The following is an 11,330-nucleotide window of genomic DNA, read 5'->3' as shown; positions in this document are numbered from 1 at the left end:
CATCCGCCCGCCGGGCCGCGTTGGGCAAGCTGCTGGTGCTGATCGGCGCCGGGGGGGCCATCGGCTACGCCCAGGTCGACGAAGCCTGGCGCGGCTGGGTGGCGCAGTACCGCACGCCAGTCGGCGCGCGGCGCGAGGTGCTGCTGGCGGACCATAGCCGCGTTGTACTCAATGCCGCCACCGCCATGGATGTCCTGTTCGATGCCCAGCAGCGGCTGATCGCGCTGCACGGCGGCGAAATCCTGATCGAAACTTCCCCAGACCCGCAGCAGCTTGCACGGCCCTTTATCGTGCGTACCCGCGAAGGCAGCATCACTGCGCTGGGCACGCGCTTCGTGGTCAGGCGCGACGACGGCGTATCGGCGGTGCAGGTGCTGGAAGGGGCCGTGCGCGTGGCGCTGCCGGGGGCGGCTGCGGATGCGGCGCGCATCGTGCCGGCGGGCATGGGCTTGCGCTTTACCGGCGGGCATATCGACAGCGCCGAGGCGCTGGCCGGCGATCCTTCCGCCTGGCAGCGCGGCATGCTGCAGGTCGACAGCATGCCCTTGAACGAATTCCTGCGCGAACTCCAACGCTACCGCAAGGGTTGGATCGATTGCGCGCCCGAAGTGGCGCATCTGCCCATTTCCGGCGCCTTCCCGCTGGGTGAGCCCGACCGCGTGCTGGCCACGGTGGCGGACACCCTGCAACTCGGCCTGCGCTATCGCACCCGCTACTGGGTGTCGCTGGTGCCGCGCGGCGAGACTATTTTGTAACGGCGACTAGCACTTTGCGCGTCTTATCTGGCTACGAGGGTAAGACCAACATCTGGAGTGCATGTCATGCCCCCTCAGTTCCCCCGGTTGCGCGTAAGCGTCTCCCTCCCAGCACTGCTCGCGGCAGGCGCATTTGCATTGCCGTTGGCCGGGCTGATGTCGCCCGCCCATGCGCAGGCGCCTGCCGGGCAGATCAGCGTGGCCATCGAGCCCGGACCGCTCAGCGCGGCGCTCTCGGCCTACGCCGCCCAGGCTGGAGTCCTGCTGTCGTTCGATCCCGTCTTGACGCGCGACCTGCAATCGCCCGGACTGCGCGGCAGCTATGGCTTCGAGGACGGGCTGCGCCAGTTGCTGGCCGGCAGCGGCCTGGAACCGGCACGGCGCGCCGACGGCGGCTACACCCTGCGCAAACTGCCGCGTAGCGAGGTCACGGCCTTGCCCGCCGTGACCGTCACGGGCGCGGGCGAGGAAGGTCCCTCCGAGGGCACGGGCTCCTACACCGTTCCGGCGACCAGCGCCGCCACCCGCATGCCGCTGTCGCTGCGCGAAACCCCGCAATCCGTCAGCGTCGTCACGCGGCAGCAGATGGACGACCAGAACCTGAACACGCTGGACGAGGTGCTGCGCCAGACGCCCGGCATCGCCGTCGACCGGCTGGATGAGCGGGTGCAGTTCACTTCGCGCGGCTTCGCCTTGAACACTATGCTCGATGGCGTGCCCACGCTGTCGTTCAAAACGCCGTCCGCCGAGGCAGGCATGATCAACACCGCCATCTACGACCGGGTGGAAGTCGTGCGCGGCGCTGCGGGCCTGCTCAACGGCGTGGGCGAGCCTGGCGGTTCGGTGAATCTGGTGCGCAAGCGCCCCACATCGGAGTTCGCGGGGCATGTCACTGCCGGCGTCGGCCGCTGGAACAGCTACAACGCCGAAGCGGACCTGGGCGGCCCGCTGAACAGCGCCGGCACGCTGCGCGCCAGGGTGGTCGCGGCACGCACCGCGGGCGACAGCTTCATCGACTACAAGAAGCGGTCCGACGATGTCTTCTATGGCATCCTCGAAGCCGACATCCTGCCCAGCACCACGGTCAGCCTGGGCTACGAGCACCAGAAGACCGCCATCGACGGCGCCAACTTCGGCCAGGCGCCGCTGTTCTACAGCGACGGCACGCGCACGAATCTTCCCAGGTCCTTCAACCCCGTGACGCCGTGGAGTCAGTGGGACATGTACACGGACCGGATATTCGCCACGCTGGACCATCGCTTCGACAGCGGCTGGCACATCAAGATGGATGCGAGCCGCCTGAAGAACGAAAGAAGGGCGGCCTGGGGCTATCTGCTTGCGTACCGGCCCATAGATCCGTCCGGCGCCTCCACCATCGAACTGCGCGACAACCCGGCAAACTCGACCAACAAGTCCTTCGATGTCTACGCCGAAGGGCCATTCCAGGCGTTTGGCAGGGAGCACCGCGCCGTGTTGGGGATGAGCTACAACCGCTACACCAGCGAACTCAATCTGAATTCTGCAAACCCGGCCGGCTGGGATCGCCGCCCCGTGAATTTCTACGAATTGCGGGACGTTTCCAGGCCGTCCATGCCTTACACCTTCTTCAACACCTTCCTGGACGCGAAGGAAACCGCCATCTACGGTTCGGCGCGCCTGAAGGTGGCAGACCCGGTGTCGGTGATACTTGGCGCCCGGACTACGTGGTACGAAGAAAACTCATCGTCCTACAACGGCCCCGCCAATCTCTGGACCACCAATCCAACCGCCAAGGAAAACGGCGTCTTCACGCCCTATGCCGGCGTGGTGGTGGATGTAAGCAAGGACTTCTCCGCCTACGCCAGCTATACCCGGATCTTCATTCCCACCACCTCGCGGGACGCCAGCAATGTGGTGCTGCCTCCCCAGACCGGGCAGAACTATGAAATCGGCCTGAAGGGCGAACACCTGGACGGCAAACTGAACTCCAGCTTCGCGATCTTCCGCACCCAGGAGGAAAACGTTGCGGTCGAGGATCCGTCGAGCCCGCCGCTGCCGGACGGGAGCACGCCCTATCGCGCGGTCAAAGGCGCGCGCAGCAAGGGTTTCGAGCTGACCTTGGCTGGCGAAGTGGCGCCCGGCTTGCAGCTGATGGGCGGCTACACCTACTTTGCCAAGCGCGACGCCGAAGGCGGCTTGCTGCTGCCGAGCACGCCCCAGCGGCTGTTCCGCCTCGCCGCCAGCTACCGGCTGCCGGGCGAGTGGAACAAGCTTACGGTCGGCGGCAACGTCAGCTATCAGAGCAGCATCTACTACGACGAGGCCAGCGGCCTGGGACGCGCCACCCAGGGCGGCGTCACCTTGTTTGGCCTGATGGCGCGCTATGACTTCAACAAGCATGTCTCCGCTTCGATCAATGTGGAGAACCTCACCGACAAGTACTACTACAGCGGCTTGGGGGGCTATAACGGCTACAACTACGGGACGCCCCGGAACGTCTGGATGAAGGTGAGCTACAAGTTCTGATCGGGGCTGCGGGGGCGGTGAAAATCAGGCGTCGGCGGCGCGTCCAGTGCCAGCAGGGCGCGTTTGATGTTTGTCATGTTGCAGCGTACGGTTCGGATGAGACAATCCCGACTGATGGCCATTCCCACACGCAGCCATGAACACCTACCCCTTGCTGCTCATCCTGCACCTGCTCGCCGCCTTCCTGTTTGTCGGCACCGTCACCTTCGAGGTGCTGTTCCTGGAGCCCGTGCACAAGCGCCTGCCGCCCGAAGTGCGCCGCGCGCTGGGCAGCCAGTTGGCGCCGCGGGTGCGTGCCGTGCTGCCGTGGTCGGTCGTGGCGCTGTACCTGGCCGGCCTGGGGCTGGCCTGGCAGTATCGCAGCGCGCTCGCCGATCCGTTCGCCTCGTCCTTCGGCATGCTCCTGTCGCTCAAGATCGCGCTGGCCTTGAGCGTGCTGGTCCATGTTGCAACGGCTCTGACGCTGGCGCGGCGGCAGCGCCTGACGGGGGCGTTGAGCCGGCGCATGCATGTCAGCGTGTTCTGCCACATGGTGCTTATCGTGGTGTTGGCCAAGGCAATGTTCTACCTGACCTGGTGAGCGCGGTTCGCTCTGGCGACGGGCTGTAGCGCCCTACAGGGCCGTGCCGCGCAGCTATGCCGGCAACGCCAGCGGCTCGCGCGTTCCGTAGCCTTCTTCCCCATACACCAGCCCGGGCAAGGGCGAGCGGCCCTGGCCGCTGGCTGCCCACAGTTCCGCCATCCATTGCATCGCCGTGTCGACGATGATGTCCTGCACATTGAAGCCGGCCTGGTCCGACGCGAACAGCGGCACTTCGGGCTGGATGCCGTCTTCCGTATGGCGGACGTCGAACAGGTAGCGGTGGCCTTCGATGGCCTTGTTGAGCACGAACAGGTCCGGGCCTTCCAGGCTGGCCACCACGGAGAACGTGCCTTCGCCGTCCTGGTCGGGGAACACCACGAAATGGATTTCGCGCGCCTTGGGTGGCAGGGCGTCGATCAGCGCCGTCAACGTGGCGCCGGCCGCGGCGCCGTGGGCGCGCAGGATGCGCAGCAGTTCGATTTGGTATTCGGATTGGGTCATGGAAATTTCCGTTCAAGGCGGGCCGTGCGCCGGCGCGTCCGCGTCTGGATCTGTGGCGGAGAGTCGCGTCAATTATCTGCCATTTCTCATGACGGTCAGCGCGCCAGCCGCATGCACTCCATGAAGTAAGCCGCATGCTCCGATGCCAGCGCGGCATCGCGCCACACCATGCCGGTGATCCCCCGGCTGCGCATCGCCAGCGGCAGCACCTTGATCATGTGCTGCTTCGCGAAATGCCGCGCCAGCCGCTCCGAGATCGGCAGCACCAGGTCCGATCCGTCCAGCAGCGCCACGTTGACCAGCACCGATGACGATTCCACCTGGTGCCAGGGCGCAGGCTGGCCGGCCAGCGCCAGCTCGTAGTCGATGCGTACCCGCATCGGCGTCGAATTGCCGGGCGCGATCCAGGGATATTCCTGCACGTCCTGCCAGGTCACCTTGCGCTTGTTCGCCAGCGGGTGCGCCGTGCCCACGGCCAGGCAGATGGGTTCGCCATACAGTTCTTCGTAGTGCAGGTTGCGCGGCAGCGAGTGCTGCTCCAGGCGCCCCACCAGCACATCGAACGTGCCTTCCTGCATCAGCGGCAGCAGGTAGTCCAGTGTGTTCTCGGCCAGGCGCAGCAGCACGCGCGGGTAGCGTTCGCGGAAGCGCTGGATACTGGGCGGCAGCAGCACCGGCGCAATATTGGGCGTGACGCCCACCGCCAGCGTGCCGGTGGCGCCGCGGGCCAATTGCGCCATGCTGTCCTGGGCGCGTCCCAGCTTGCCCAGGATCTCGCGCGCATGGGTGCGCAGTTCCAGGCCGTAATGCGTGGGCTCGATGCCGCGCGCATGACGGTCGAACAGTGTCAGGCCGATGTCCTCTTCCAGGTCCTTGAGCCATTTCGACAACGCTGGCTGCGTGATGTTGAGTTCCGCTGCGACCTGGCTGAGGTTGCGGGTTTCGCACAAGCGCACCAGGATGGCCAGGTGGCGCAGGCGGATGCGGTGGGTCCAGTCCATGCGTGCGTCCTTGAGACATAAATTCACGGTTATGGCTCGGTAATATTAATTCATTATCAAATTATGTCTCCGCTACACATAATGGCCTGACAACAGAGCCAAGCCGGCGCAAAGCCGGCGGCGAGGAGACACAATGCAGCCGAATTTCCTGCTATTCATCACGGATCAGCAGCGCGCGGACCATCTGGGCAGCTATGGCAATGCCATGCTGCGCACGCCGGAGCTGGACGCGCTGGCGGGGCAGGGCTGGTCAGCGGACCGCTTCTATGTGGCGTCGCCCATTTGCATGCCCAACCGCGCCACCCTGATGACCGGCCGCATGCCCTCGGTGCATGGCGTGCGCCACAATGGCATTCCGCTGTCGCAGCGCGCCACCACCTTCGTTGACCGCCTGCGCGGCGCGGGCTATGCCACCGCGCTGATCGGCAAGTCGCATCTGCAGAACATGACAGGCAAGCCCGCGGTCTGGCCTCCGGCCGGTGATGGGGCTCGCGGCGAGGCCTGGACCGCCGAGCCCGGCAACTACGACCAGGAATGGGGGCCGCTATGGCGCACGGATCCCAGGCATGATCTTGATACGCCGTTCTATGGTTTCGAGCGCGTGGCGCTGGCGGTGGACCATGGCGACCAGGTTTGGGGCCACTACGAACGCTGGCTGGCGCAGGAGCACCCCGAAGCGCGGCGTCTGTGGGGTCCCGAACATGCCTTGCCCGCGCCCGGCTATGTGCTGACGGACCATCACCAGGCCTGGCGTACCCGCGTGCCGGAGGAGTGTTCCACCACCGCCTACATCGGTGAGCAGACCATTGCGCAATTGCGCGAGCATGCGGCCAGCGGCAAGCCTTTCTTCATTCAGTGCTCATTTCCCGACCCGCACCATCCCTTCACGCCCCACGGCAAGTACTGGGACATGTACCGGCCCGAAGACGTGACCCTGCCGGAGTCCTTCCATGCCAGCGCCGCGCCGGGACATCAACCTCCGCCGCACGTGGCCTGGATGCACCAGCAACGCGACCAGGGCAAGGCCGTCAAGCACACGCCGGCCATCTTTGCCTGCACCGAGCGCGAGGCGCGCGAGGCGATTGCGCTGAACTACGGTTCCATCAGCCACATCGACGCCACGATAGGCCGCGTCATGCAGGCGCTGCGCGGGACGGGGCTGGACGACAACACCGTCGTCATCTTCACCAGCGACCATGGCGATTACTTCGGCGATCACCAATTGCTGCTCAAGGGGCCGATCCACTATCAGAGCCTGATACGCACGCCGTTCATCTGGCGCGATCCACAGGCAGCGCCCGCTGCTCCGCGCAGCCAGGCGCTGTGCTCCACGGCCGATATTGCCGCCACCGTGCTGGCGCGCGCCGGCCTGCCTGCCTACAACGGCATGCAGGGCGCGTCCCTGCTGCCCCTCATGTCCGGCGAGGCCGACACCGTGCGCGATGCGGTGCTGATCGAGGAAGAGGGCCAGCGCACCATGTTCGGCTTTCCCGGCCGCACCCGCATGCGCACCCTGCAGACCCCGCGCCACCGGCTCAGCGTCTATGCCGACGCGGCCTGGGGCGAACTCTATGACCTGAGCGAAGATCCCCACGAGTTGCGCAACCTGTGGGACGACCCGGTCGCCCGCGCGCTGCGCGCCGAGCTGCTGCTGGAGCTGTCGCGCAGCATGATCCGCCACGCCGAGACCAGTCCGCATCCCACCGCCATTGCCTGACGTCCCCGCAACGGCGCTGGCCTCGCGGCCGGCGCCACCCAGGAGAAAGCATGATCAAGTCCTTGCTGTTCTGTACGGCGCTGCTCGCGACCGGAACCTCGGTTGCCGTGGCGTCCGACTACCCCGTGCGTCCCGTCCGCCTCATCGTCAACTTCCCGCCCGCCGGTCCGCTTGACCTCGAAGCCCGCGCCATCGCCCAGCATGCGGGCAAGCTGCTGGGCCAGACCATCGTCGTTGAAAACCGCTCCGGCGCTTCCGGCAATATCGGCGCGCAGTCCGTGGCCCAGGCCGCGCCAGACGGCTACACGCTGCTGATGACGCTGGACACGCTGATGACCGTCAATCCCTACATCTTCAAGGGCCTGGACAAGGATGTCACCCAAAGGCTGGAACCGTTGAGCCTGGCCGGCTCCTTCGGCCTGGCGCTGGCGGTGCGTCCAGAGCTCGGTATCAACACGCTGGACGAATTCCTGCGCTACGCCAAAGCCAACCGCATCACGTATGCCTCCGCCGGCTATGGCAGCCCCGGCAATCTTGCTTTCGAAAAACTCAGGCTCGCCGCCGGCATGGAGGTCGCGCATGTGCCGTATCGCGGCAACGCTCCAGCTGTGAATGCCTTGCTGGGCGACCAGATACAGGCCGCCTTTCTCGCCACGCCTGGCGTCCTGCCGCATGTGCGGGCTGGCAAGCTGAAAGCGCTGGCGGTATCGGGCAAGGAACGCGACGCCGACCTGCCTGAAGTCCCCACCGCGGCGCAATCGGGCGTGGCCGGGCTGAAGAACTATGACGTGTCGTTTGCATTCCTGGTGATGGCGCCCAAGGGCACGCCCAAGGAAATCGCGCGGGTCTGGGAAGATACGCTGGCCAAGGTCTATGCCATGCCGGAGTTCCAGCAGAGCATGGCCGTGCTGGGCATGCGCGGACCGTTTGCGGGAAAGGTGCAGGCCGAGGCATGGGTGGACAGAGAGGCGAAAGGTTGGAAGGAGGTGATCGAGAAGGCTGGGATACGCGGGGAATAGCGGTGTAACACAACGGTCGGCAGGCTCTGCTAGACTGCCCTTACTCTTTGGGGAGTAGCCTCCTTGCAGCCCGGCCGGGCCAGGTTCGCAAGGGCTTGCGTCAACATTCTTGGCTCTGTCAGCCATGGCGCAAGCGGCATTCACGCTTGGCGAGACCACGGATTTTTCGCGCGACGCTGGGCGGCGCGAAAGATCCGTGCCGTTTCCGCCCAGTTGGATCTTTCCTCAAATGAATGCCATCGCCATCATCGTTCTCGCGTTCGCCATGTCCACGGACGCCTTCGCCGCGGCTATCAGCAAAGGCGCCGCGCTGCATAAACCCCGATTTCCGGAAGCCCTGCGCACCGGCCTGATCTTCGGTGTGATCGAAGCTATCACGCCAGTGATAGGCTGGGCGCTGGGCTCCGTCGCGGCCAGGTACGTGGTTGCCTGGGACCATTGGATCGCTTTCGCGATGCTCTGTATCCTGGGCTTGCTGATGATACGCAACGGCCTCAAGGAGGACGACGAAGACGCCGCGCCCGTCACCCGCCATTCCTTCTGGCTCCTGGCCGCAACCGGCCTGGCCACCAGCATCGACGCCATGGCCGTCGGCGTGGGCCTGGCATTCGTGGACGTGAACATCGTGGTGGCGGCCATCGCCATCGGCCTGGCCACCACCTTGATGGTGACCCTGGGCGTGATGCTGGGGCGGGTGCTGGGCAGCGTCGCGGGCAAACGCGCCGAGATCCTGGGAGGGATTGCGCTGATGGGAATAGGGGCGGCGATCCTGTATGAGCATCTCAGCGTCGCAGCCGGCTGAAGTCGCGGCGGCTCGCCGGTATCTGGGGAAGAATGCGCCGTGGCGCGACGGCAGAGCCTGCGGCAGTCCCGGTCAGGTTGCGTCTTCCGGATCGTGGGCGCGGCAGAACGTGATCTGAAAACTGCCCGGTAGTTCGAACGCCACATGGTGCCGCACCTGTGGCTCTATCAACACTTGCTGCCCGGCCGTCAGCACTACCTCGGCGTGCGGCGGATCATCCAAGGTATAGCGCAGCACGCCCGCATGTACCTTCAACAAACCCCAGGTGCCGGCCTTGGTCGTATGCGCCGCGAGCAAGCCGGCCGGCAGGTTGTCGGGCGTGAACACCGGACTGTCGCGGTAGGGCCGCACGCCTTCAGGCAGCGAGTCGGGCAGGCTCGGCAGATCTTGGCGCTGCTGCCACACGCTCCACAGCTTGGCCGCGATGCGTTCGGCCATGGCGTCGGCCTGGGCTTGCAAGGCCGGCCGGCCGAGCCCGGCGGTGACTCCATGGAACAGGGCCAGCCAGCGCTGGAACAAAGGCCATGAAAGATCCGGGATGCGCGCATGCGCGGGAATCGGCGCGCCCTTGAAGCGGCGCGTGCCCAGCAGCAGCGCCGACCAGAAATCGCACAACAGGTCCAGGTGGTGGTCCCAGTCCGCCACGCGGGAATTGAATATCGGACCCAGCGTTTCGTCCTGGCGCACGTGCGCATAGAAGCGGTGCACCAGTTGCCGGATGTCTGCTTCGGTTATCGGGGGGGCAGCCGGAACAGGCGCAAGGGGAGGAGCGGATTCGGACATGGGAGCAGGGGAGAGGATCTGCCTGCATTGTCCGACGCGCACCGCCGCGGCCCGATGACGAAAGTCATTGGCGCCGTGGCTGGAATCATCGCAGTCCATAGTGCGGTGCCAGCCCAGCCCAGCCTGGGCCGGCCCGGCCGTCAGAACGGCCGCTTCGCCGTCGTCGCCAGCCTGGCCAGAGGCGCTGAGTCGTGCACTGCCCATTGGCGGCGCTTGCCGCTGATGTAGCCCTGCGTCTGCCAGTCGTTGAGCAGGCGGCTCAAGGTCTCGGCGCGGATGCCCAGGTGAGCGGCAAGCTGGCGCTGGTTCAGCGGCAGCGTGAGCGCGGCGCCCTGGCGCTCGTGCAGGCCCATGAGGTAATTGGCCAGCCGTTCGGGCGCTGAGCTGGAAGTCATCCAGTCGACTTTGTTTACCTGGTCGTACAGGCTCTTGCTGAGCGCGGCCAGCAGCTTGAGCGCCAGATCCGGCCAGCGGCGGCAAGCATCGTGCAACTGCCGGCGGCCCAGGCGCCAGCCCAGCAGCGCGCTGCGGGCGCGAGCCTGCATGGGGTAGCGGCCATGCGGCATGAACATGGCCGCCTCTGCCATCAACTGGCCCGGCTCGAAGACGCGGAATACGCGTTCGTCGCCGTTGTAGCTGTAGCGCATGACCTCGGCCTGGCCGCTTTCTATCAGCACGTAGCTGGAGGCTTCGTCGCCTTCGCCAAACAGGATCTGCCCCGCCTCGGCCCGCAGCGGGCTGGCGCCGCGCAGCAGGTCGGCCGCCACCTCCTGGTCCATGCCAGGCGGCAGGCCTTGCAGCAGCGGATGTCTTGCCAGCAACGCGGCCACGGCCGCGCCGGCCAGATTGATATTTGTCATTCTGGGTCTTTCAGTGTGAATGGGAGAATCTTAAACGATAACAATTCTTATTTGAAATTCAATGAATGACTTGCACATGCGCCGCCGCTTCTGCGCGGCCGCCTTGGGAGCTGCCCTGTGGCCTGCGGCCGGAGTCCTGCGCGCTGCGTCGCCGGACCGCCGCGCCGTCCTGACGCTGGCAGGCCCTGGCGCCGTGGTCAGCTATCCCCTGATGCACATGGCGGCCACCGGCGCGTTGGCGGATCACGCCGGACAGTTGCGCTTCCGCCTGTGGCAGACGCCGGACCAGTTGCGCACGCTGCTGGTGAACGGCGAGCTGGATTTCAGCGCCGCTCCCAGCACGCTGCCGGCCTTGCTGCACAACCGCGGCATGCCTGTGCGCCTGTTGAATATCTCCGTATGGGGCATTCTGTGGCTGGTCAGCCGCGATCCCGCGGTGCGCACCTTCGACGATCTGGCCGGCCGCGAACTGGTGGTGCCGTTTCAGCGCGATCTGCCTGCCGTGCTGCTGGATACCCTGTTGGAAGCGCATGCCGCGCGCGGCCTGGCGCCGGTCGCCTTGCGCCGTACCCGCGACGGGCAGGACGCTATCGCGCTGATGCTCAATGGCCAGGCAGGGCAGGCGCTGCTGGTCGAACCCATGGCATCGCTGCTGTTGTGGCGGGCCGAACAGACCGCAGGGGCGCCGGCGCTGTACCGCGGCCAAAGCCTGGAACAGGCCTGGAGCGCCGCCTTTCCCGCGCAGCCCACGCTGCCGCAGGCCGGCGTCATGGCCGCGGCCGGCGTGGCGGGCGATGCGGCCTT

The 11,330-nt window shown here is 66.2% G+C and carries 11 protein-coding genes and 1 riboswitch; of the genes, 7 read left to right on the top strand and 4 right to left on the bottom strand.

Features of this window, described 5'->3' with window-relative positions; all coding sequences use genetic code 11:
- The 3 genes from VIR09_RS26505 to VIR09_RS26495 all read left to right on the top strand — a co-directional run.
- On the top strand, positions 1-755 hold a 755-nt coding region (locus VIR09_RS26505), incomplete at its 5' end, for a FecR domain-containing protein (protein WP_332015570.1).
- A gap of 66 nt (positions 756-821) precedes the next feature.
- Positions 822-3,260 (top strand): TonB-dependent siderophore receptor, encoded by a 2,439-nt coding sequence (locus VIR09_RS26500; RefSeq protein WP_332015569.1) that lies wholly within the window; start codon positions 822-824, stop codon positions 3,258-3,260.
- A 136-nt stretch (positions 3,261-3,396) separates the two neighbouring features.
- Positions 3,397-3,840, top strand: coding sequence for a hypothetical protein (locus tag VIR09_RS26495; protein WP_332015568.1), 444 nt, complete (start codon positions 3,397-3,399; stop codon positions 3,838-3,840).
- A gap of 54 nt (positions 3,841-3,894) precedes the next feature.
- On the opposite strand, the gene VIR09_RS26490 is transcribed toward VIR09_RS26495, so the two are convergent.
- Both VIR09_RS26490 and VIR09_RS26485 read right to left on the bottom strand, forming a co-directional pair.
- Entirely contained in the window at positions 3,895-4,344 is a 450-nt protein-coding gene (locus VIR09_RS26490; protein ID WP_332015567.1) for a DUF6389 family protein, read from the bottom strand.
- 95 nt (positions 4,345-4,439) lie between these two features.
- The gene (locus tag VIR09_RS26485; RefSeq protein ID WP_332015566.1) at positions 4,440-5,345 is read right to left on the bottom strand and encodes a LysR family transcriptional regulator; all 906 of its coding nucleotides are present in this window, start codon (positions 5,343-5,345) and stop codon (positions 4,440-4,442) included.
- A 133-nt stretch (positions 5,346-5,478) separates the two neighbouring features.
- Between VIR09_RS26485 and VIR09_RS26480 the strand changes: the two genes are divergently transcribed.
- From VIR09_RS26480 to mntP, 3 genes are all read left to right on the top strand, one after another.
- Positions 5,479-7,062, top strand: a complete 1,584-nt coding sequence (locus tag VIR09_RS26480) for a sulfatase family protein (RefSeq protein WP_332015565.1) — start codon at positions 5,479-5,481, stop codon at positions 7,060-7,062.
- Positions 7,063-7,112: 50 nt separating this feature from the next.
- Positions 7,113-8,081, top strand: a complete 969-nt coding sequence (locus VIR09_RS26475; RefSeq protein WP_332015564.1) for a tripartite tricarboxylate transporter substrate binding protein — start codon at positions 7,113-7,115, stop codon at positions 8,079-8,081.
- Positions 8,082-8,118: 37 nt separating this feature from the next.
- Positions 8,119-8,304, top strand: a riboswitch (yybP-ykoY riboswitch).
- Between the two features lie 6 nt (positions 8,305-8,310).
- Entirely contained in the window at positions 8,311-8,883 is a 573-nt protein-coding gene (gene mntP / locus VIR09_RS26470; protein WP_332015563.1) for a manganese efflux pump MntP, read from the top strand.
- A gap of 72 nt (positions 8,884-8,955) precedes the next feature.
- Here mntP and VIR09_RS26465 read toward each other — a convergent pair whose 3' ends face one another.
- Both VIR09_RS26465 and VIR09_RS26460 read right to left on the bottom strand, forming a co-directional pair.
- On the bottom strand, positions 8,956-9,591 hold the full coding sequence (locus VIR09_RS26465) for a DUF1971 domain-containing protein (protein ID WP_332015562.1): 636 nt from the start codon (positions 9,589-9,591) through the stop codon (positions 8,956-8,958).
- Between the two features lie 215 nt (positions 9,592-9,806).
- The gene (locus VIR09_RS26460; protein ID WP_332015561.1) at positions 9,807-10,526 is read right to left on the bottom strand and encodes a Crp/Fnr family transcriptional regulator; all 720 of its coding nucleotides are present in this window, start codon (positions 10,524-10,526) and stop codon (positions 9,807-9,809) included.
- A gap of 61 nt (positions 10,527-10,587) precedes the next feature.
- Here VIR09_RS26460 and VIR09_RS26455 point away from each other — a divergent pair.
- Positions 10,588-11,330: ABC transporter substrate-binding protein (locus VIR09_RS26455; RefSeq protein WP_332015560.1), on the top strand; the 743-nt coding region annotated here is incomplete at its 3' end.

Source organism: Achromobacter sp. (assembly GCF_036567245.1).
Lineage (GTDB): Bacteria > Pseudomonadota > Gammaproteobacteria > Burkholderiales > Burkholderiaceae_B > Achromobacter.
This window is presented reverse-complemented; position numbering and strand designations above follow the sequence as displayed.